General features: G+C 33.5%; 23 protein-coding genes. 1 reads left to right on the top strand and 22 read right to left on the bottom strand.

Annotated elements, in window-relative coordinates; translation table 11 throughout:
- Nucleotides 1-492: 492 nt before the first annotated feature.
- From ACKI42_RS05330 to ACKI42_RS05230, 21 genes are all read right to left on the bottom strand, one after another.
- Complete coding sequence (locus ACKI42_RS05330) at nt 493-1,728, bottom strand: SH3 domain-containing protein (protein ID WP_407403207.1); 1,236 nt, start codon at nt 1,726-1,728, stop codon at nt 493-495.
- Nucleotides 1,721-4,255, bottom strand: a complete 2,535-nt coding sequence (locus tag ACKI42_RS05325; protein WP_407403205.1) for a DUF5675 family protein — start codon at nt 4,253-4,255, stop codon at nt 1,721-1,723. The genes ACKI42_RS05330 and ACKI42_RS05325 overlap by 8 nt, the downstream gene beginning before the upstream one ends.
- Nucleotides 4,256-4,259: 4 nt before the next feature.
- Complete coding sequence (locus ACKI42_RS05320; RefSeq protein ID WP_407403203.1) at nt 4,260-5,105, bottom strand: PAAR-like protein; 846 nt, start codon at nt 5,103-5,105, stop codon at nt 4,260-4,262.
- 1 nt (nt 5,106) lies between these two features.
- Nucleotides 5,107-6,129: a hypothetical protein gene (locus tag ACKI42_RS05315; protein ID WP_407403201.1), complete on the bottom strand. Its 1,023-nt coding sequence runs from the start codon at nt 6,127-6,129 to the stop codon at nt 5,107-5,109.
- Nucleotides 6,130-6,306: 177 nt separating this feature from the next.
- Nucleotides 6,307-7,692, bottom strand: a complete 1,386-nt coding sequence (locus ACKI42_RS05310; protein ID WP_407403199.1) for an NADH-quinone oxidoreductase subunit N — start codon at nt 7,690-7,692, stop codon at nt 6,307-6,309.
- 97 nt (nt 7,693-7,789) lie between these two features.
- Nucleotides 7,790-9,283 carry a NuoM family protein gene (locus ACKI42_RS05305; protein ID WP_407403197.1) on the bottom strand — a complete coding sequence of 498 codons (1,494 nt, stop codon included), beginning with the start codon at nt 9,281-9,283 and terminating at the stop codon, nt 7,790-7,792.
- Nucleotides 9,283-11,196, bottom strand: a complete 1,914-nt coding sequence (gene nuoL / locus ACKI42_RS05300; protein ID WP_407403195.1) for an NADH-quinone oxidoreductase subunit L — start codon at nt 11,194-11,196, stop codon at nt 9,283-9,285. The genes ACKI42_RS05305 and nuoL overlap by 1 nt, the downstream gene beginning before the upstream one ends.
- 3 nt (nt 11,197-11,199) lie before the next feature.
- Complete coding sequence (nuoK, locus tag ACKI42_RS05295) at nt 11,200-11,529, bottom strand: NADH-quinone oxidoreductase subunit NuoK (protein WP_407403193.1); 330 nt, start codon at nt 11,527-11,529, stop codon at nt 11,200-11,202.
- A 4-nt stretch (nt 11,530-11,533) separates the two neighbouring features.
- On the bottom strand, nt 11,534-12,031 hold the full coding sequence (locus ACKI42_RS05290) for an NADH-quinone oxidoreductase subunit J (protein WP_407403191.1): 498 nt from the start codon (nt 12,029-12,031) through the stop codon (nt 11,534-11,536).
- Nucleotides 12,031-12,588, bottom strand: a complete 558-nt coding sequence (locus tag ACKI42_RS05285) for a NuoI/complex I 23 kDa subunit family protein (protein ID WP_407403189.1) — start codon at nt 12,586-12,588, stop codon at nt 12,031-12,033. Before ACKI42_RS05285 ends, ACKI42_RS05290 begins: the two co-directional genes overlap by 1 nt.
- Nucleotides 12,589-12,728: 140 nt before the next feature.
- Entirely contained in the window at nt 12,729-13,790 is a 1,062-nt protein-coding gene (gene nuoH, locus ACKI42_RS05280) for an NADH-quinone oxidoreductase subunit NuoH (protein ID WP_407403187.1), read from the bottom strand.
- Between the two features lie 96 nt (nt 13,791-13,886).
- The gene (locus tag ACKI42_RS05275; protein ID WP_407403185.1) at nt 13,887-14,885 is read right to left on the bottom strand and encodes a 2Fe-2S iron-sulfur cluster-binding protein; all 999 of its coding nucleotides are present in this window, start codon (nt 14,883-14,885) and stop codon (nt 13,887-13,889) included.
- 57 nt (nt 14,886-14,942) lie between these two features.
- Nucleotides 14,943-15,779: a hypothetical protein gene (locus ACKI42_RS05270; protein ID WP_407403183.1), complete on the bottom strand. Its 837-nt coding sequence runs from the start codon at nt 15,777-15,779 to the stop codon at nt 14,943-14,945.
- A 15-nt stretch (nt 15,780-15,794) separates the two neighbouring features.
- Entirely contained in the window at nt 15,795-17,153 is a 1,359-nt protein-coding gene (gene nuoF / locus ACKI42_RS05265; RefSeq protein WP_407403181.1) for an NADH-quinone oxidoreductase subunit NuoF, read from the bottom strand.
- 12 nt (nt 17,154-17,165) lie between these two features.
- Nucleotides 17,166-17,675 (bottom strand): NADH-quinone oxidoreductase subunit NuoE, encoded by a 510-nt coding sequence (gene nuoE / locus ACKI42_RS05260; protein ID WP_407403179.1) that lies wholly within the window; start codon nt 17,673-17,675, stop codon nt 17,166-17,168.
- A gap of 91 nt (nt 17,676-17,766) precedes the next feature.
- Entirely contained in the window at nt 17,767-18,990 is a 1,224-nt protein-coding gene (gene nuoD, locus ACKI42_RS05255; protein ID WP_407403177.1) for an NADH dehydrogenase (quinone) subunit D, read from the bottom strand.
- A gap of 77 nt (nt 18,991-19,067) precedes the next feature.
- Nucleotides 19,068-19,562, bottom strand: a complete 495-nt coding sequence (locus ACKI42_RS05250; protein ID WP_407403175.1) for an NADH-quinone oxidoreductase subunit C — start codon at nt 19,560-19,562, stop codon at nt 19,068-19,070.
- 6 nt (nt 19,563-19,568) lie between these two features.
- A complete protein-coding gene (locus ACKI42_RS05245; RefSeq protein WP_407403173.1) occupies nt 19,569-20,129 on the bottom strand; it encodes an NADH-quinone oxidoreductase subunit B in 561 nt (186 codons plus the stop codon).
- Nucleotides 20,130-20,241: 112 nt separating this feature from the next.
- Entirely contained in the window at nt 20,242-20,613 is a 372-nt protein-coding gene (locus ACKI42_RS05240; protein ID WP_407403171.1) for an NADH-quinone oxidoreductase subunit A, read from the bottom strand.
- 120 nt (nt 20,614-20,733) lie between these two features.
- On the bottom strand, nt 20,734-20,910 hold the full coding sequence (locus tag ACKI42_RS05235; protein ID WP_407403169.1) for a hypothetical protein: 177 nt from the start codon (nt 20,908-20,910) through the stop codon (nt 20,734-20,736).
- 1 nt (nt 20,911) lies between these two features.
- On the bottom strand, nt 20,912-22,036 hold the full coding sequence (locus tag ACKI42_RS05230; RefSeq protein WP_407403166.1) for a GNAT family N-acetyltransferase: 1,125 nt from the start codon (nt 22,034-22,036) through the stop codon (nt 20,912-20,914).
- Nucleotides 22,037-22,141: 105 nt separating this feature from the next.
- Here ACKI42_RS05230 and ACKI42_RS05225 point away from each other — a divergent pair, with 105 nt between their 5' ends.
- On the top strand, nt 22,142-22,852 hold the full coding sequence (locus tag ACKI42_RS05225; protein ID WP_407403164.1) for a zinc metallopeptidase: 711 nt from the start codon (nt 22,142-22,144) through the stop codon (nt 22,850-22,852).
- Here ACKI42_RS05225 and ACKI42_RS05220 read toward each other — a convergent pair.
- A complete protein-coding gene (locus tag ACKI42_RS05220; protein ID WP_407403162.1) occupies nt 22,849-23,457 on the bottom strand; it encodes an IMPACT family protein in 609 nt (202 codons plus the stop codon). The genes ACKI42_RS05225 and ACKI42_RS05220 overlap by 4 nt on opposite strands.
- Nucleotide 23,458: the final 1 nt, after the last annotated feature.

The following is a 23,458-nucleotide window of genomic DNA, read 5'->3' as shown; positions in this document are numbered from 1 at the left end:
ATATATGTGAAACGTTATAATATCTGTAGATTTTACTGTTGAGTTATCTGTACCATGATAATAATCGTATTTAAAGAATCCTGTTTTTTTTATATTTACCGAATTACTTTTTAACCAAAATTGACGTTTTTTTTATATATTTTACCAACTTCTTGAGAATCGATTCTTTTATATAGACATAAAAAATCATTAATATTTTTATATGTGATTTTGTAGCTAAAAGGGCTACTTCCACTAAAACCAAAATCAGAAAGTGTATCACGTATATTTATATAGTAATTTCCAATAGAATCGACTGATTTATAGGGGTTATATTAATACACTCCTTACAAATTTGTTTCTAAATTATTAATAGAAATTTTATTATTTTCTTTAAAATACTTATTTGAAATATTATTGTGAATTAAAGAATCATTATTTTTACAATTCATTAGTAAAATTGAAAGTGATATAATGAAAAGTAATAATACTACGTTTTTGATGAGATTAGGTTTATTTTATTCTACTTTTATGTACGTATCCTTTTTGACCATCTTTAGTTTGCACTAAATACCAATCACCGTTTTTATCTAATAATTCAATTTTTTCTCCAGTCTTAATCTTTTTTATAATTTCTGATGATGGATTTTTATCTTTTCTTAAGTTGGTGTAACCGTCGGAATCTTGTATGGAATAATCTTCTTTTATTTTGACTTTTTCTACTCTACATTTTTTATTTCTTGATTTCTCCTCAGGTATTGGATTAATTTTTTCTGTCCATCCTGATTTTGTAATATCAATATTTTGAGGAACCTCACAAATATACTTTACTGCATTCTCTGAATTATCTGACATTGTTTTATAAGTAATATTTTTTAGACTCCAGGAATTATTAGACATAACAATTTGATATTCTTTTTCATAATAACCTCTGTCAGGAAAACTAGTGATAATAGTAAAACCTTTACTACTAGCTATTGGTATAAAATCTTGTATAATATTTCCGCCATCTTCTGAGAAATTTATTGTTTCTAAAGATAATTTGTAATTTCCATGATTATCACCAAAGAAAAGAAACAAATCATTTCCTTTATAAGGTCTACTACTCACCACCTTATCTAACAAACCATCTTTATTTATATCAAAAGTTTTGATAAAGTAATTATCATTGTTTTGATATGTTGCTAAAGAACTTCTTTTTTTCTCCTTTGAATCTTGTCCAAAAAGTATTTTTTTTACTATCTTTTGTTTCTCTATATTAAGATTTGCAATAAGATTATCATTAAGGTTTGAACTTTTGGGATGAATTAAAAAATTAAGTACTGATTCAGCATCTTTTTGCGATAGATTATTTATAAGATTATATTTTTTATTTTTTGAAATATATTTTAATGACTTTATTCTAAAGTAATTGACGGCATCTGCTTCCCATATTCCATTTTTTGAAATTGAAATTATTAATTCATCATTTTTTGCATATTGTGGTTTTTCCAATAATGAGAACCAATAATCAATGTACTCATTTGCATTTTGATATAATGGATTTGGAATATCATTTTCATCATTCCATCCGAAAATATTTTTTAAAGATAAAAAATCACGAGGGAAATTATTTAAAAATTGCTTTTCTGATTTGTCATTAAACGATTCCTTTAATTCAGTAATATTATAGCTTTGTAGCTTTGATTCTTGGGATGGACTTTTACAAGATATTAGTAATGTCAATATCATTATTAATAATTTATTCATAAGCTTGCGTTATTATAATTTTAGCATTATCAATTCCAACTTTTTCTACATGAGCAAAAATTTCTTTCAACTTATCTTTACTCCCACCCACAAAATCTGCAGATTTTGTAGAACCTGGTAATAAACAACCTTCTGTGTCATCAGCTGAATTGCCAGAATGTATCAAAATAGCTCTATCTTTTGAAACAACATCGTTAAATAGTTTTAAGCCTTTTTTTATTTTAGATCCTGAATGCCATTCTAAATTGTAAGTACCTATTGGCACTCGTTGTTCATTTCCAGATATGGTTGTATCAGGCCCTTTTTCTTCTAAAATATAACCTTTTATTATAGTATTGTCAATTGTAAACTCTCCAATTGTAGATTTATTAGTTTGCCATTTTCTTACTAATCGAATAGTAACAGCATTAGATGATGGTTCATTCGTTTGTGGTGTAATGGTATTTTTATTAACACATTTTTGTGGATATTCAAATATTATTTTTAAATAGTTAACATAATTTCTTCTTTCATTTAATCCATTGGATCCCCCATTTACCAAATAACTTATTAAATCTACTTTATCGTCATCTGCTATTATACCAAGATCTATAGTTCCGTATTGTTTTTTTACATTTCCATCTTTCCAAGAAATGGTAGTTTTTGGATAATCTGGACTTAGTATTTTAACATATAATGGTGGATCTGCTGGTCCTTTCCATCTTTTACCTACACCCAATATTTTACCTTGTTTCCAATACCATCCTGCTGAATCACATGCATTATGTAAATTATCTGATACACTTTGATAATTTGTAATTACATCTATCCCAGAGAAATCTTTGTATATACTATAATTTGTTTTCCAAGTTAATTGCATTAAACCTCGTCCTTTAAATTTTTCCCCATCGCCTTTTTCAGTATTTCCACTTGATATAGCATCTTTATGTTTACCTGGATCATATTTTATTCCATCAGCGTATTCTTTTGCTGTTTTTAACCGATCACTCTCATGATAAATTTGAGCAATAAAATGTAATTTTCTTAAACAAGTATTAATATTGTATTTAGTGAATAAACTATTAAATTCTAATCTTAATTTTTCAATTGTTTTATCTTCCTCTTTAATTTTGCAATTTGAAGCAGAAAATAATGAATAACCAATTTCCTTCTTAACACTTGGTTCATTATCTCTTAATCCATGAATTATTTTCTCAAATTCTTTTGAAGTCAAATCTCTATTGCAAAAACATTCACCTTCTTTAGGTTTTTGAGTCGCAACTTGTTTTACTTGTGCAGGGCTTTTTGCTGGTTCTTGGTATTTATACGCTTCTAAAACTTCCACAGTTAATGTTTCGGATTTTTCTGTAAGATCTGCGAACACTATTTCAGCAAATATTTCTTGATGATCAGTAAATTCTCCAGTATATTCTCCCGAATCACGGTTATTTTTATCATTTCCAATTTCACCTATTTGCTGTCTTTCCTTTGTTAAAACATATGATACAAGTTGAGAATCCTTACTTATCTTATGATTACCAGAATATAATAAATCATTCTTACCAAAAGTATCATGCTCCCAAACGTGTAAGTTATATCTTTTACCTATACAATTTACTGTATTAATTTCAATGATTATTGTTTCTCCAAATTTTGGAGTGGTGGTAAAAGCTTTTCCAAATTTATTTTTAAATTTTACATCTATAATTTTACCACTTTTATCAGGTTTATCATTTTGGCTAGGATTCGGATTTTTATTTGGTAATGGTTTCTTATAGGAGTCAGGACTTGGAGCTTTAGGTTTTGCTGGAGACTTATTACCCGCGTCAGGATTTTGTACATTCACGTTGACTTGGCTTGCTCCTTTAATGCTTCCATTGTAACTTGCAGTCACATAATATTCATGGTTAGCGCCTTCCGAAGTATCACCTTGCATCATATATTTATTCGCAATTTGTCTTAGGATTCTTTCGTCCGTAGCTAAAGAAATTTTAACTTCTGCTATTCCATTTTTATTAACTGTAGATTTGTAAGTCCTAGGAGCTTTATTGTTTTTATTGACGTTGGTATTATGACCATTTCCTTTAGCATCGTCTTCCCATAGACTAAAATCTATTTCTTGGTTAAATAATCCTACACAATGTGCTTGTATTGTTAGTGTATCTTGATAACTAGCTTTATTAATGTCTTTTGCACTTCGGTTTAGCAAAACAACCTTATTTATTTTAGGTGTTTTATTGTTGGTTGGAATTACTATATAGTCACCAATTTTTTTCTTAGAGATTTGTTTTTTTGATAATATATCATTCCTAATTTCATAGACCTCAATTTTCATTTCTATATTAAGACATATTTCAAAGAATGTATACGGCACCTTATTACCTTTTTTAACAGGGCTAGTAATATCTTTCCAACTATTATTTTTTTGCTTTTTATACAAATACCATTCATATTCTACACCATAGCTTAGTAGTGTAGTTAAGCTATTAAGAGTATAATAATTTGTTTCTCCTATCTTTGGATTCTGATTTCCTATTATATTTGCCATAGTACTAAGAATAATAAGTTTGATTTTCTGAATCTACTTCCTCTTTAAACTCATCATAGTTTACAATGGGGTTGTAGGTATTCTGTTCTGTGGAGTCGGCTTTCGTAGCGTTAGATTTTCCTGCTTCGCTTTGTTGACCATGTTTTAGAATAGTAATTTTTCCTCCTGTTGTACACATCAATTCTGAGATTTCAGTTACACAAGATTTTCCCATTACTTTTACTTTCTCGTAGGTTTTTGTCCATTTTCCAGATGGAGCATACGCGCAGGGCTGATATCCACCAGGTGTTGGTTTTAGTTTGCATTGTCCAAAAGGCGTAGCAACAGGATCTAGTGTAAGATCATCTTCTGTTACAGCTAAAAAATCAAATTGGCCATCAGCATCATTCCAATAATGTTTTTGGTGAGAAGTCACTTTAAATTTTGGAAATTTAAACCCTTGGTTGCATTGGCACATCCCTTTTTGGATCACGAAGAATTTTCCATCATGCTCACTAGAGCTGCTTTCCTTTTGCTTTTCCTCTTTTTTATCCTCGTTCTTAGAATTTTGTCCTGTCTCTTCATCAGAATCTTCACTTTCGCTTATTGTATCAACTCCTTCATCTCCAAATTCGAAATCTTCTCCTTCTATGATAAATTTTTCATCATTTGGAGCAGATTGTTCTTTATCCAAAAATTGCGGGTCGTCTGGTATAGCTATTTGTAGTCCTTCGGGTAATTCATCTTTTACGATATCTTTAGAATCACAATTAAGGTTGTGATGCGTTTTTAGAAAGTCAGCGTTTTTTATTCCGAAATTTTTGGCAACCTTTTCAAAAGTATCACCAGGTTTTGTGAGATAGGTTTTCATATTACGATTGCTTTAGGTGTAGGTGTTGTGTTTGGTAGTTTTCTCCTTGATATTTGATGATGATTTTTGCATCAATACTGTGGATTCTTTTTGAAACTTTTTCCGTTTCGTAGATCAATTTAATTTCAGAAAATACATTATCCTCAGGATCTTCATCTTCAATTTTTATTCCTCTTAGAAGTTCTCTTAGACTGCATTGTTCATCCAAATAGCCTGTGATTTTTGAGATTAAGAGATTCGAATGAGAATCATCAAACTCGATATTAAATTTAAATTCTAAATCAAAAGAGTTGGGAATAATAGTATATTTCTCCTTCCAAAACTGAGTTTTATGAAACCAATTTGTATTGGGAAATAATATTTGAAAAAGGATGGTAGAGTTCAGTTGTTTGAAAAAATAAGACTCGTTCGAAATATTATCTTCAAATAGATCCAAATATTTTTTAGAAACTTCTCCGATATGGAAATCTTCTATTTCTTCTCTTTTAGATTTAAACTTTTTTGCAATTTCTTTTGGTTTAAATAAAGAAGCAATTCTGCCATGATCATAAATTACAAAGGGAATAGGAGAGATACTTTCTCTGCAATCTAATGCTAAAGAACTTATTTTGTCATCTGGTTTATTGCCATCTTTTCTAAATTCTTTTTGATGGGTATTAACAAAAATTTGACCTTGATCTGTTTGAAAATCTAACTCAATATCATATTCGAAATTCAAAGAACTCTCATTTTGTCTTTCAAAATTTTCTGTGACATTATATTTTTTCGCATGGAGTAGTGGACTGTATTTTTTTTGAGGTAAAAATTTTTGCAGGGCTTCTATTTTTTTTTCTGGAGTGACAAAATGAGTAGGAACACAAAGAAATTGAATGCCACGAAGATCTGAAAACCAAATTTTATCCATTTTGTCGCAATGTATATTATGAAAAGATTTTAGATCGTCCTCCTTCATATCAATGCGAGACGCTATAGAACCTAAGTTGTCATGCGGTTTTACCTGATAAATAATAAAATCCTCTTCCATAGCGTATTTATATTTTAAATTTATATAAAGCTATAAAAATAATGAATAAAATACTACTGTATTTTATAAATGTAGTAGTTTTACTACAAAGTGTTAGAAATGGACAAAAAAATAATAACAAACACAAAAAAGCCTTCCAAATAATTGAAAGGCTTTTATATATAGTAAATTAGGTTTTTATAAACCGAATCCTTTTGCAAATAAGTCTGGAAAAACTCCTAAAATAACCAATGATGCAATGATGCATACGGCAACAATATTGTAAGTGATAGTCACTTTTTCTGATGTTTTGAATGTAGATTCTTTAAAAAAGAACATCGCAATAATAAGTCTTAAATAATAAGCAATAGAAATTGCAGATCCCAAAACAGCTACTATAACTAAGAATGCGTTGTTATCATTACTTAAAGCCTGAGCAAACAATGAGAACTTACCCATAAAACCTGCAGTAAGTGGAACTCCAGCCATCGATAATAATGAGATAGCAGCTACTACAGCTAATAGCGGTTCTGTCTTTGCCAACCCTTTGAAGGCTCCATATGAAGTTTCTCTTTTTACTTTCTCTACCCAAATAAGACACATGAAAACTCCAATAGTTGATAGTGAGTAAGCAAATAAATAAAATGCTAAAGTGTAAGTAGAAAGGGTATTCATACCGAAAAATACCAAACCTATATATCCTGCATGAGACACAGAAGAGTAGGCTAGCATTCTCTTAGCATTAGTTTGCGCTAGTCCCATGACGTTGGCAAGTAATAAAGTAATGATAAGGAAAACACCAAATATATTAATCCATTCTTGTGTTACACCATAGAAACCAATTGTCATCATTCTGAACAAAGCAAAGAATCCTGCAATCTTTACGACACTTGCCATAAAAGCAGTGATAAGTGATGGAGAACCTGTGTACACATCTGGACTCCACATGTGGAATGGTGCTAATGCTACTTTGAATGACATTGCACAAAGCATTAAAATAACTCCAAGAATAAACATTACGTTCTTAGGATTTGTAATTCCGAATTCTTGAATTTTATACAAATCGAAAGTTCCTGTACTTCCGTAGATAAATGCGATACCAAATAATAAGAAACCTGTAGCAAATGCTCCCATTAGGAAATATTTGATAGAAGCTTCGTTAGATCTAAGATCTGTTTTGTTGGCTCCAGCCATTACGTATAAAGGAATAGAAAGAATCTCGATTCCTAAAAATAGCGTTACCAAGTTTTGGAAACCAAATAAAATAATACCTCCACATAATGCAAAAAGTATAAGGGCGTACAATTCTGATTGGTGACTTCTATGATTACTAAATGCAAATCCGCCTAAGAAGAATAACAAAATAGTAACGACCAATGAAATTTTTGTAAATAATGCTGTATTGGCACTGTAATCATACATATTGCGATACTGCTCGAAGAAAGAATATTCTGGTAAAAAGCTTACATATAATGCAATGATTAACCCAAAAATCCCAATGTATCTTGCGAATTTTCCTTGCTCGAAAACTCCTGAAAATAACGCAGCAACTGCAGTTAGGAAAACAATAATTAAAACACTCATAATATAGATTTGAGATTTGAAGTTTGAATAATTTTAAAAAATAATTCAGACTTCATATTCTATTAATTTTTTAATTTATAAAAGTAAAATTCAATAATTAATTAACCATAGATTGGAAAATGAATTGAAGCGAACTGTTCACCATATCCATAATAGGTTGTGGAAAGATTCCCAACAAAATTACAAATACTGCTATACTTGCTAATACAGAAAACTCTGATGCAGACAAATCTTTCGCTGTACTTAATACAGCTTCATCACCTTGCCCAAACATTACTTTACCATAAAATCTTAGTAAGTAAGCTGCACAAAGAATAATAGTAAGACCTGCGAAGATAGATGCCAAGATATTAAAATCGAAAATAGACTTCATTAAGATAAATTCTCCAATGAAACCATTAGTCAACGGAACTCCCATTGATCCGATAATAACGATTAAAAATAAAATTGCAAATTTCGGTGCTACTTTTGCCAAACCACCCATTTGTCTTACATCTCTAGTTTTAAATCTTTTGTATAAAATATCACAACAGAAGAATAAACCAACAACGTTGAAACCGTGAGCAAATGTTTGTACCAAAGCGCCTTCTGCACCTTCTATAGTAAATGTACCACTAAGAGTAACTATTGCAGATGAGAAAATACCAGCCACCATTAATCCTACGTGCGAGAATGAAGAGTATGCTACAATTCTTTTTACATCAGACTGAATAATTGCGATAAGGGCTCCATGTAAGATACCTATAATTGCTAATACAATAACAATCTGTCCAGAGATACCAAATATAGCACTCGGCGTGATTGGTAATAAGTATCTGATAACTCCGTATATCGCCATCTTTAGCATAATACCAGATAATAGCATTGATCCTTGTGTAGGAGAGTAGGTATAGGTATCAGGCTGCCAAGTGTGAAAAGGAAATACGGGTAATTTCACAGCAAAAGCAAAGAAAATAAACCAGAAGATAACGAGTTGCTGAGTTTCTCCAAGTTCGGCATTATACAAATCTGTTAAACCGAATGATGCAGAATGAATTCCCACATAGATTATTCCAGCTAACATAAATAATGATCCTACGAATGTGTAAACGAAGAACTTCGTTGTAAATTCTAATCTTTTGTTTTCTTGTCCCCAAAGTGCTGCAATGAACCAAATTGGAATCAAAGTAACTTCCCAGAACACATAGAATAATAATCCATCTAATGCTGTGAAAACTCCAATAAGACCAAATTGCATAAGCAAAATAAGACCGTAGAAAGAGTTTTTGTAACTCACATTTTCATTAAATGAAGATAGAATAATGATAGGCAATAAGATATTGGTTAATAATAACAGAAGCATACTCATCCCATCGATACCGAAGTGTAGAGAGCTTTTGATAAAATGTGACCAAGGATAGTTGATCTCATACTGCAATACGCTATCTACAGTTGGATTAAAATCGAAATCCGAAAGTGCATAAAACGTTAGCAGCATCTGAATCAAAGCAATTCCTAATGCCAAATATTTGCTAGATTTACTTTTCCAAGCAAAAACTAATCCTGAACCTACAAGAGGTAAAAGTAATAATGTTAAAAGTAAATAAGACATTATTGTAGTATAAAGTTAACAATCAATATAATTCCCACTGCTAAAGACATCATAAGAACATATGTCTCTACATTTCCGTTTTGCAAACGCTTCATAGATTTACCACTGTCCTCAGCGCCTTCACCTACAAAATTCACAATACGGTCTAAAACGCCTTTGTCAAACATTTTTCCTCCACGTCCAAGTCCTTCTACCGTTTTTACAATAAGTGCATTGTAAAGTTCATCCACATATAGTTTTTTAGCAGAAAGCTTTTCCCAACCAGTATAGCTTGCTTCTGGTAGAGCGCTTTTCCTTTTGTTGACGTATGTATTTCTTACGATAAACCAAACTGCAAAGAACATCGCTACAGTAAGTCCAAGTAAAATCATTTCTGTATTGAAATCTACACTAGATAGTGTATTTTCCATTTGTTTGTAGCTTTCTTCTGTAAGTACAGGTTTTAGCCATTCCATCAATTTAGCATAATGACCGTGCCCTATGAAGTGAGGAAGGTTGATAAAACCACCTACTACAGAAAGTATGGCCAATACAATAAGAGGTAAAGTCATACTTGTAGGACTTTCGTGCAGATGATGTTTTTGTTCTTCTGTTCCTCTGAATTCTCCGTGAAATGTAAGGTAGTATAATCTGAACATATACGTTGCAGTAGTAGCAGCTAGTATAAATAATAATACCCAATAAATAGGATTTTTTGCATACGCTGCAACCAAAATTTCATCCTTAGAAATCATCCCTGATAATAATGGGAAACCTGATATTGCTAATGTTCCGATGAAGAATGTAATATGTGTTATTGGAATATATTTTTTCAGTCCACCCATGAAACGCATATCTTGTTCGTTACTCATAGTGTGGATTACAGAACCTGCGCCCAAGAATAATAACGCTTTGAAGAATGCATGTGTCATTACGTGAAACAAAGCAGTAGTATAAGCTCCTAAACCTAAAGCAATGAACATAAATCCAAGTTGTGAAACGGTAGAATAGGCCAAAACTTTTTTGATATCATTTTGACGCAATGCATAGAAACCTGCTAATGCTGCCGTTAAGAATCCTATTAATAAAATACCATCTTGTACAGTAGGTGCTAGTGTAAATAAGAAATTAGATCTTACGACTAGATAAATACCTGCTGTAACCATGGTAGCAGCGTGGATTAAAGCTGAAACTGGAGTTGGACCAGCCATCGCATCTGGCAACCATGTATATAATGGAACCTGAGCAGATTTACCAGTAGCTCCTATAAATAAACTAGCTGTAATAAAGATGATGATGGTGCCATCTAGTTCAAACTTACCTGCGTTTTGCGCAACAGTAAGATATTCTAGAGAGTTGGTTTGAGCGGCAATCATAAAGATACCAATCAATAAGGCAAGGTCACCAATCCTGTTCATGATGAAAGCTTTTCTTGCAGCTTTACCATATTCTTCGTTAGTATACCAGAAACCAATCAATAAATAAGAACACAAACCTACACCTTCCCATCCGATGAATAAGATAAGGTAGTTGCTACCCATTACTAGTAGTAACATCGAGAAGATAAATAAATTAAGATAAGTAAAAAACTTATAAAAACCTTTATCATGACTCATATACCCAATAGAGTATAGATGGATAAGAGAACCTATCCCAGTGATCACCATTACCATTAATAATGATAATTGATCTATTTGAAAACCAAAATTAACTTGAATTCCGTTTACTCTAAACCATTCAAAAGCTTTAATAACTACTGGCTGACTTTCAGAATTCATATTCATGAAAATACTTACTGCAATGCAGAAAGATCCGAAAACGGCTAAAGTAGCCAAACTTCCAACAACTATTTTTGGAAGGTTTTTTCCGAATAAACCGTTTATAAGAAAACCTAAAAGTGGTAAAAGTATTATTGCATACACTAAATTTTCCATTCTTTATCCTCTTAATTTATTAAATATACTTACATCTACAGAACGGGTATTTCTATATAGCATTGCAATAATTGCTAATCCTACCGCTACCTCTGCAGCAGCTACCACCATAATGAAGAATACTAAAAGTTGTCCGTCGCTATTACCATTGTATGCAGAAAATGCTGCTAATAATAGGTTTACAGAATTTAGCATAAGCTCTACACACCCCAAAATTACAATTGCGTTTCTTCTCATCAATACGCCCAATACTCCTAGACAGAACAATACTGTTGATAGGATAATGAAATATTCTAGAGGGACGCTTTGCATAAATGTATTTACTTCTCCCATAATTTTATAGATCTTTTTTACCGATTAATACTGCACCTACAATACCTGCTAAAATTAGGATTGAAGCTAACTCGAAGGGTAAAACATATTCATTAAACAATAGTCTACCAAGATTTTTGGTAAGACCCACGCCTTTATCAACGTTTTCTACAACTACATGTTTATCTTGTATACCACGGAAAACACCTAAAGTACCTACTAGCAAAAGACCCGTTGCAAAAACTCCAACAAATTTTAAAGTATTGTTCTTTTTACTTTCGTCTTCTTTATTAAGATTAAGCATCATCAAGATATATAAGAAAAGTACCATGATAGCACCTGTGTATACGATGATTTGAATAATTGCTAAGAACTGAGCATTCAAAAGAATGTAGAGTCCTGCAATTGAAAACATTGTAACGATAAGTGACAAGATAGCATACAAAGGATTTTTTGCAAACACAAAATAAACTGCACTAGCTACTGCCATAAACGCTACCAAGAAAAATAAAAACTGATCCATTATTTTACCGCATTTTTTTGTTTCTCGGATTGTCTAGCTGTAATGTCAATCCTTTGATTTATTTTTTCAACCAACTTATCTTTTCCATAAATGAAAGAGCCTCTGTTTGTTTCTACATCCACCAATCTATCGGTAAGATAAATTGCAGATTTCGGACAAGCCTCCTCGCACATTCCACAGAAGATACATCTCAACATATTGATCTCGTAGATCTCAGCATATTTCTCTTCTCTGTAAAGATTTTTTTCTTCCCTAGTTCTTTCGGCAGCTTTCATTGTAATAGCTTCCGCAGGGCATGCAACAGCACACAGCCCGCAAGCAGTACATCTTTCTCTACCTTCTTCGTCTCTTTTTAGTACATGCTGACCACGCCAAACCTCGGCTCTTGGCTTCAACACCTCAGGATACGAATAAACTGCGGGAGCACCTTTCAATACGGTTCTTACTGCATGTTTAAATGTAATCCCCATTCCCTTAAAAATCGCCGGAAGGTAGATTTTCTCAGAAAGGGTCATCTCTTTATTAGAAACAACTTTTGATCTGTTCGTAAGTTTCATTTATTTATAGATATTAGATGTTAGACATTAGATTTAGACTAATCTTGTCGTTGATCTTAAATTTTATTATGATTAAAAAGCTTCTTTTGCTTTAAATTTAATTATTAAAATTAAGCAATTCCCACTTTCCAATTAAATTATTAGTTTCCGAAAGCCAGTATTACAGCTCCAGTAATCATTAGGTTTACTAATGCCAAAGGAATAAGAGTTTTCCATCCTAAATGCATCAGCTGATCGTATCTAAATCTAGGTAACGTCCATCTAATCCACATGAAAATTAAAATTCCTGTAATAGTTTTGATTAAGAAAGCTGCGATACTTAAAATACCTGCTGCGTTTTCTCCCCAGTTTTGTGTTACCCATTCTATTCCTGGATAGTTGTATCCACCAAAGAAAAGTACTACGATAAATGCATTAGAGATAAACATATTCACGTATTCTCCAAACATATACAAACCTAATTTCATAGAAGAATATTCGGTGGAATATCCTGTCACCAATTCAGATTCACACTCTGGTAAATCAAAAGGGTGTCTGTTGGTTTCTGCTAATGCAGCCACAAAGAAGATAAGGAAAGCCAATGGCTGATAAAGGATATTCCAGTTCAGTCCGCTGATTTCAAATAAACCCCAAATTTTTCCTGTAGTTTGTAATTCTGTAATAACTTTTAGATCTAGACTTCCAGACATCATAATGATAGAAAGTAAAGCTAATCCCATTGCCAATTCGTAAGAAATCATCTGAGATGATGCACGGATAGCACCTAGAAGAGAATATTTGTTGTTAGACGCCCAACCACCTATCATAATACCGTATACGCCAATAGAAGCCATACCAATGATGAATAGTACACCAACATCTATATTGGCAACTTGTAGATCGTAAGAAATACCAGCAATATTCAAAGTTTTACCCCAAGGGATTACAGCTCCTGTAATCAAAGAGATAAACATTACTAATGCAGGCCCTAGTACGAATAAGAATTTTTCTGCGTTGGCAGGAGTAAAATCTTCTTTAAAGAAAAATTTTCCACCATCTGCAAGCGGTTGTAGCAAACCAAAAGGTCCTGCTCTGTTGGGCCCAATTCTATCTTGCATGATAGAAGCCACTTTTCTCTCTGCCCAAGTAGAGTAGGCTGCTATCGTAAGGGAAAGCAAGAAAAGTGCTAATACAAGTATTAATTTAAATGTAAGTAAATCCATTTTCTATAGTAAACATGTTAGATATGAGATGCCAGATACGAGATGTAAGATAAAATCTTGCTGTCTTGATTCTGAAATCTAAAGTCTTTAGATTAATTAATTTTCGTCTTTCTGGCTGATCTCTTTTGCCATAGGGTTATCCAAAACTCTAAGCTGATCTTCAGGTTTTTCGTAATGATTTAGAGAAATTACAGAGTGTCTATCGATATTTCTAGGACCTTCTATATTCCAACTAGATAATTCTTTTCTATCAAAACGGCAAGTATCACAAATAAATTCTTCTACTTCGCCCCATTGGTCTTTTCTAGCAGTTACTCTCACTATTTCTTCACCTTTCATCCAAACCACAGCTTTACCAGAACATTTGTCACACTTGCAAGAAGCGTTCATAGGGTTGGTAAACCAAACTCTACTAGAAAAACGTGCAGTTCTATCCGTAAGTGCACCTACAGGGCAAACATCAATGATATTCCCAATATAGTCATTATCTAATGCTTTGTTTAGGTAAGTTGAAATTTCAGCGTGATCTCCTCTGAAAAGAATACCATGTTCTCTAGATTCTGTAAGCTGATTTGCCGTTAGTACGCATCTTGCACATAAGATACAACGGTTCATATTAAGTTTAATGTTCGGACCTAAATCGTCTGCATCATACGTATTACGCTCAAACTCTGTTCTAGTTTCTAAGTTTCCGTGTTCGTAACCAAGATCTTGAAGGTGACATTCACCTGCTTGGTCGCACACTGGGCAATCTAATGGGTGATTTACCAACAAAAACTCGGTAACGGCTTTTCTACCCTCCTGAGCTTTTTCTGATGACAAGTTTTTCACTTCCATACCATCCATCACACCTGTTCTACAACTTGCTACCAATTTTGGCATTGGACGAGGATCTGCTTCAGAACCTTTAGAAACTTCTACTAGACAAGTTCTACATCTACCACCACTGGCTTCTAGTTTGCTGTAATAACACATTGCAGGAGGAACAGATTTTCCACCAATTTGCCTTGCAGCTTCCAAAATAGATGTTCCTGGCAAAACTTCAGTAGTTTGACCATCTATCGTTATTTTGAATTTTTTAACCTCTTCGCTCATATTTTTTCGCTTTATATGCGGTAAGCAATAGTTCTAATTTTATTAATTAAAATCAAATTACTTTGATTTTTTACTTGTATTAAATGTATATCCAATCCCGAAATTGAACTGTGCAAAAGTAAAGTCTTGCATCGCTTTATCTGGTTTGTTATTGAGTGTAGTTTTCACATCTGGCAAATTAATGTAACCAAGCTTGCCTTCTGCTTGTAGTACAATATGTTTAATGACTACAATGCTTAATGCGGCTCTTACGTCTGCTCCAAAACCAGCTAGATGAAAACGATCACTTCTCTCATTACCCATCAGTTGTACGTTAGACTTTGGTAATATTGCACCTACACCAGCACCATAACTTACAAAAATATCAATATATTTTTTATCCAAAATATTATGATACTTCTGTGCTCCAATGTTGATGTAGTTTAGGCCATCTGTATGTTCGTAGGTAAGAAAATCGTTCCCACTAAGATCTATCTGACCGTTATGTACCATTGCTGCGTACTGAGGATTATCAATATTTCCTTTAATTTCTACGGTTTGGTTTTGGTCCATCACATATTTCATGTGGTCCATTGCCAAAGTAATCCCTAAATTATCTTTTGGAAAATAGGTAATTCTATAATTCACCTGAGGTATTGTAATACTTCCAGGATTGAAATAAGTTCCCCAATCAAATTTGGTTTGTCTATCGTGAGCTACTACATCATTCAACTGAAAATCGTACCCTTCACCCTTAAAGTGAATATCTGATTTTGAGTATTTTGCATTATTCCATCCCCAGAAAATCATAAAGCTTCCTTTTTTGAAAACTTTAGCTTCCTTTTCTTGTTGTTGTCCCTTTACAGACATTATACTGAATCCTGCTATGAGTAATAGAATGGCTAACTTTTTCAATTCTTCAACTTTATTTTAGTTAGTTGGAGTAGCTACAGGAATTGGATCTGCATAGTTTGCCAAACCATAATTCTGCTTCTGAGATAATTCAGGATTTTTCACGTGCCATTCAAACTCATCTCTAAAATGACGAATTGCCGCTGCTACTGGCCATGCTGCTGCATCACCTAAAGGACAAATAGTGTTTCCTTCAATCTTTCTTTGGATATCCCAAAGTAGATCGATATCCTCCATTTTTCCTTCTCCTTTTTCTATTTTTTTTAAGATTTTGTGCATCCAACCCGTTCCTTCACGACAAGGAGTACATTGTCCACAACTTTCGTGGTGGTAAAATCTTGCTAAAGTCATTGTATGCTCTACAATACATTGGTCTTCATCCAACACAATAAAACCTCCAGAACCCATCATCGTACCCGTAGCAAAACCACCGTCAGATAAAGATTCGTAGTTCATGTATCTTGGCTCTCCGTTGATTGTTTTTAATAATAAATTAGCAGGAACAATTGGTACGGAGCTACCACCAGGAATACAAGCTTTAAGCTTTTTCCCATTGGCAATACCACCACAATATTCATCAGAATAGATAAATTCTTCAACTGTAATGGTCATATCAATTTCATAAACACCAGGTTTGTTGATATTACCACAAGCCGAAATCAATTTCGTACCTGTAGATCTACCCACACCAATTTTTGCATATTCTGCACCTCCCATATCAATAATAGGAACGATAGCAGCAATAGATTCTACGTTGTTTACTACTGTAGGTCTTTCCCAAAGTCCTTTCACAGCTGGGAATGGTGGTTTCAATCTTGGGTTTCCTCTTTTTCCTTCTAGAGATTCTAGCAAAGCAGTTTCTTCACCACAGATATAAGCTCCACCACCTCTTTGCACATAGATTTCCAAATCGTATCCTGTACCTAAAATGTTTTTACCTAAAAATCCTGCAGCTTTCGCCTCTTCAATAGCTTCTTCCAAAATATCTGGAATCCAAGAATATTCTCCACGGATGTAGATATAAGAAACATTAGCTCCTAGAGTGTAAGATGAAATAAGCATTCCCTCTATCAAAAGATGAGGAAGATACTCCATCAAATAACGGTCTTTGAAAGTTCCCGGCTCAGACTCATCAGCATTTACTACCAAGTGTCTTGGCACGCCTTCTGGTTTTGCCAAAAAGCTCCATTTTAATCCTGTAGGGAAACCAGCGCCACCACGACCACGAAGCCCAGAAGTTTTCACTTCTTCTAATACTTCATCAGTTGTCATTTTTAGGGCTTTTTCAGCTGCTGTGTAACCTCCTTGTTTGCGGTAAGTCTCAAAGTAGCGAATGCCTTCTATGTGGGCGTCTTTAAGTAAAAGTTTTTTACTCATTATATTTTTTAATTAATCCAAAGCGATTTGTCCTTGTCTGCAAAGATCTAGGATTTCATCTACTTTTTCTATCGTTAATTTTTCGTGAAAGAACTTTCCAAGCTGCAACATCGGAGCGTATCCGCAAGCACCAAGACATTCAGCCGGTTTTAGAGTAAACATACCATCGGCAGTAGTTTCTCCATCTTTAATATTAAGCTTGGTTCTGATGTGATCTAATATTTTTTCGCTTCCGCAGACCATACAAGGACCCGTTCTACATACTTCTAGAACATATTTTCCTACAGGCTTCATATTGAACATGGTATAGAAAGTTGCTACTTCATATACCTCAATTGGGGTAATACTAAGAAGGCTTGCAACATAATCCATTACCGGAACGTCTAACCAACCACCGAATTCCTTTTGTGCTAAATGTAAAACAGGAAGTAAAGCAGATTTTTGTCTGCCTTCAGGATATCTTGCAATAATCTTTTGCACCTGATCTAAACTTTCTTGTTTAAAAGCTATTGTTTCGCTCATTTTATTTTGTTGTAAAATGTACAATGCACTATGTACATCGTACTTTTATTTTTAATCTTTAATACAATTTTGCTTTGTACGAAGTACAAAATTATGCGTCTAGTTCTCCTGCAATAATGTTCATGCTACACATGGTAACAATTGCGTCAGAAATTACAGATCCTGTAATCATTTCAGGGTAAGCTTGATAATAGATAAAACATGGTCTTCTAAAGTGCAATCTGTATGGCGTTCTACCACCATCACTTACCAAATAGAATCCTAATTCTCCGTTTCCACCTTCTACAGGATGATAAACTTCGCCTTTAGGAATTTCTGTTTCTCCCATTACAATCTTGAAGTGGTAGATCAATGCTTCCATTTTTTGGTAAACATCAGCTTTTTCTGGTAAATAAAAATCAGGAACATCTGCATGGAAATCTCCTTCAGGTAGATTATTATAGGCTTGGTTGATGATTTTTAATGATTCCCAGATTTCTTGTTGACGAACCATGAAACGATCATAAGTGTCACCAGCCGTTCCTACAGGGATATTAAAATCGAAATCCTCATAAGAAGAGTAGGGTTGTGCCACTCTCACATCATAATCTACACCTGCTGCACGCAAGTTGGGACCCGTAAATCCATAACTTAAAGCTCGCTCTGCAGATATGGCTCCAGCTCCAATGGTTCTATCCATGAAAATTCTGTTTCTTTCTAGCAACTGTCCAAATTCTGCAAATCTTGCAGGGAAAGTTTTCAAGAAATCTTGTAATAATTCATGGAATTTTGGAGTGAAATCTCTTTCAAAACCTCCAATTCTACCCATATTAGTTGTCATCCTAGCTCCACAGATTTGCTCATACATATCATAAATACGTTCTCTTTCGATAAACATATACGTAAGACCTGTAATGGCACCTGCATCCATTCCTGTAACACCATTACAAATAAGGTGATCACCAATTCTAGCCAACTCCATTAGGATAACACGCATATAATCTACACGTTTTGGTACTTTTATGCCAATAAGTTTTTCTACCGTCATATGCCAACCAATATTATTGATGGGCGCCGAACAATAGTTCATACGATCTGTAAGTGTAGTGATCTGTGAATAATTTCTTCTTTCAGAAATTTTCTCAAAAGCTCTATGGATATATCCCACAGTTTGCTCTGCATGAAGAATTCTTTCTCCATCCATTGTCAAGACATTTTGGAAAATTCCATGAGTCGCAGGGTGAGTAGGACCCAAATTTAGGGTGTATAGCTGCCCATCTATTTGCTCCTTACTTTCGTGCTGGTTTAGTATATTAGATAATGAGTTATCTTTCATAATTTTAAATGCTTTAGGCTTTAGGCTTTAGGCTTTAAGCTTATCGCTTACTGCTTACTGCTTATTGCATTATATTTTTATCTTCCGAACATGCTATCGTTCTTATCTGTTCTAGTACCGTCTTCCAATCGATACTCTTTCAACATAGGATGATATCCAAGGTCTTCCATATTCAGGATGGCTCTAAGATCTGGGTGACCAATAAACTTGATTCCGTAGAAATCAAAAGTCTCTCTCTCCATCCAATTGGCTCCCGCATAAAGCTCAGTTAGAGAATCTACTTCCATATTTTCTCTAGACATAAATACCTTAAGACGAACTCTAAAATTAGCGACCATGTTTTGTAAATGATACACTACACCAATTTCTTTTTCCGGAAATTCCGGGTAATGTATCCCACAGATATCCGTTAAAAATTTTATTTCTAGAGAAGAATCTCTAAGGTAATGTATTACTTTTTTTATATCTTCTTTTTTAATCTCGATTGTCAGCATCCCATAAGGTTCTGAACTAGAAATTACAGTATCTGGAAATTCTCTTGAGATGGCTTCTAGTACAAATTCGTTTGTCATTTCCTATTAGTTGCTAATGTTGTAAGAATCTAGTAAATGCTGATATTCTGGCATATCTCTTCTTCTGATGCTTTCGCTTTCAGCTAAAGCCTGCACCTGCATTACACCTTCTATGATTTGTTCTGGTCTAGGAGGACAACCTGGCACATAGACGTCTACAGGAATTATTTTGTCTATCCCTTGAAGTACAGAATAAGTATCAAAAATACCTCCACTAGATGCACAGGCACCCACAGCAACAACCCATTTCGGTTCTGCCATTTGGGTATAAACTTCTTTTAGTACAGGACCTAATTTCTTTGATATAGTACCACAAACCATAAGCATATCTGCTTGTCTTGGTGAGAAAGAGTTTCTTTCCATCCCAAATCGTGAAGCATCATAGGTGGGATTTAGTGTTGCCATAAATTCGATACCACAACAAGATGTCGCAAATGGCAATGGCCAAAGAGAAAATTTCCTTGCCATCCCTATTACACTACTTAGCTTTGTTGCGAAAAATCCTTCTCCTTCAAATCCTTCTGGAGCCGGAGCATCTGTTTTTATTACTGGTTTTTGATCTGACATTTGGTAGATTTTACGATTTAGAATAATAATTTCATTTAAAGTTAATTCAAATTATGATAATTAAAAAAAAATGAATCTAAATACTGACAATTAAATTAAAAAAAAATGGTGATTATTTATCCCAATCTAGTGCTCCACGCTTCCAAACATAGAAAAATGCTAGGAAAAATATCGCTACGAACGTTAGTACAGCAAAGAATCCTTCCATACCAAATTCTCTAAAGTTTACTGCATATGGATAAAAAAATACGATCTCTATATCGAAAAGTACAAATAGTACAGCGGTCAAGAAATATTTAATAGAAAAAGGAGTTCTCGCATTTCCTTCTGAAGGGACACCACATTCCCAACTTTGATTTTTAACCGAATTTCCTTTTTTTTGTTTTGGACCCAAAAAATGAGCACCTAATAAAGAAACAGCCACAAACGCAATTGCCACAGCTGCTTGTAAAAGAATCGGAATATAACTTTCTGGTAAATTCATTTTTACATTATTATATCAACATGCAAATTTACGGAATAAAGAATAAAGCATGAAATTTATCATCTTAAAAGTCTGATGAAATTGGGATTAATGCATAATTTAGAATCAATAAAAATAATATTACTTTTTCATCTTTTTTAGTACAGAAAATGCCATAAAAGAGATATAACCGAATATTAAACTCGCATATACGATGTTGATAATGGTATTGATTTTATCATCGGCTACTTTGAAAAACAAATTATAACCAATATATCCTACAATGAGGATGGCGAAAACAACTAAATGAGGTTTCATATTAGAATTTTAGGGTATAAGTTCGTCTTCTTTTATGGTTCACAGGATTGTAGTCTTGCCACAAAACTTGTACGCTTTTATTTTCTTCCAGTTCTGGATTGGTCTCTGCAAATTCTATCCCCATGCTTGTAAAGCGCTCGTAGATTTCCTTAAAAATGATCGCGGTAACGCCACGCCTTTGGTATTCTGGATGAATCCCGATAAGGTAAAAATTGGCTCTATCGTTCTTTTTTTCTGCTTGTAAAAAATGCCACCATCCAAAAGGCAATAATTTTCCTTTGGATTTTTGCAAGGCTCTAGAATAAGAAGGCATCGTGATAGCGAAAGATACTAACTGGTTGTTTTCGTCTACTACGCAAATTACATAGTTTTTGGCAATGAGTGGGAAAAACTTTTCTTTATACGTTTTTATTTGTTCTGTAGAAATTGGGGTGTAGGTAGAAAGGTGCTTATAAGTCTCATCCAACAATTCGAACATTGGGTTGATATATGGTAAAATTTCTTCTTTATTTTTAAATTTTAAAACCCTTAGTTTGTACTTCTCAGCAATCAACTTGCTGAATTTTTCTACTTTGGGAGGTAAAACTTTTGGAAAATTCATTTCAAACTCTACCCATTCTTTTTCTTTCACAAGTCCTAGTTTTTCAATATGTTGTGGGTAATATTCGTGATTGTAAATACCAATCATCGTGGCAATTTTATCAAATCCGAAAGTAAGCATTCCAGCCTTATCTAAATTTGTAAAACCCATTGGCCCTTCTATATTATCTATGTTTTGACTTTTTGCAAACTGAATTACGGTGTCGATAAGTGCTTTAGAAACTTCTTCATCATCCACAAAATCTATCCAGCCAAAACGTACTTTCTTAATATTAGATTCTTTTTCTTCTTTTCGATTAATTATTGCAGCAATTCTTCCTACAATTTTATTGTTTTTGTATGCCAAAAATTGCTTCGCTTCAGAATAACTCAGTGCAGGATTTTCTTTAGGACTCCATACATTTATTTCGTCTTTGATAAAAGAAGGTACATAGTAGGGATTGTTTTTGTATAATTCCATAGGAAATTTTACAAAATGCTTTAATTCTTCAGGTTTTTTTACTTCAACAATCGAAACTTTAGACATAGTATTTAAGGGTATTTCAGCACAAATATAATTAATAATAATTAATAGTTTGGCACAATATTTATATCTACTAATTTTAATATTATTTATTAAATTTAATAAAAAATGAGTGGTTATTATCTAATTATAGGGATTTCAATGTTGGTGAGTTGGTTTGTGTCATCCAGGCTGAAATCCAAATTTGAATTTTATTCAAACGTACACCTTAGAAACGGAATGTCGGGAAAGGAAGTAGCAGAAAAAATGCTTAGAGATAATGGTATCAATGATGTACAAGTAATTTCGGTTCCCGGACAATTGACTGATCATTATAATCCTGCAAATAAAACTGTGAATCTTTCGGAAGGTGTTTATATGCAAAGAAATGCAGCAGCCGCAGCTGTTGCCGCACACGAATGCGGTCACGCTGTACAACACGCAGTTGGATATTCTATGTTGCAACTCAGATCCAAATTGGTTCCAGTGGTGCAAATAAGTTCAAATTTAATGCAATTTGTTTTGATTGCTGGTATTGGAATAATGGCGGCTACAAGATCTATAGAAAACCCTACGGGTAACACGATAGTTCTTGCTATAGGTGTTATTATGTTCGCATTTACTACCATTTTTGCTTTCGTTACGCTTCCAGTAGAATATGACGCGAGTAATAGAGCAATGAAATGGCTGAAAGATACAAATACAGTAACAGCAGATGAATTTGTAGGCGTACAAGACAGTTTGAAATGGGCTGCACGTACCTACTTGGTTGCTGCACTAGGTTCTTTAGCTCAACTTTTATACTGGGCAAGTATGCTAATGGGTAGTAGAAGAAGCTAATTTTCATTTATTTTAAAAGAAATATATTGCATCTCAGATAATTTTTCTGAGATGTTTTCTGTTTTAGAAGATTTGATAAAGGCCTTTACAACACAATTTTCATGAGCATCGAATTGCAATACTTTGGCGTCAAATTTTGATAAGAGCGTAAATATTATATTTTGTTGATTAAAATTAAAAGTAATTTCAATCTCAGATTCTAATTCCTTAGTAATAATTAGGCTTTCTTCCAATGTCAATTTGGCAGATTCTTTATAAGCTCTTACCAAACCTGGAACGCCTAATTTTGTTCCTCCGTAATATCGAACTACTATTACCAAGACGTTGGTAATTTCGTGAGCTAGAAGTTGGTTGTAGATCGGCAATCCTGCACTTCCAGAAGGTTCCCCATCATCGTTAGCGCGATAATTTTCTCCATTAATGCCAAGTCTGAAAGCATAACAATGGTGAGTGGCTTTCGGATGTTCTCCACGCACTTTTTCTAAAACAGCTCTTAGTTCTTTTTCATTATTTACCTGATAAGCGAACCCAACAAATTTGCTTCCTTTTTCTTTAATAATGATATTTTCTACCTCGTTACTGATTGTTTTATATTCGTGCAACATA

This window comes from Chryseobacterium sp. (assembly GCF_045629545.1).
Classification (GTDB): Bacteria; Bacteroidota; Bacteroidia; order Flavobacteriales; family Weeksellaceae; genus Chryseobacterium.
This window is presented reverse-complemented; position numbering and strand designations above follow the sequence as displayed.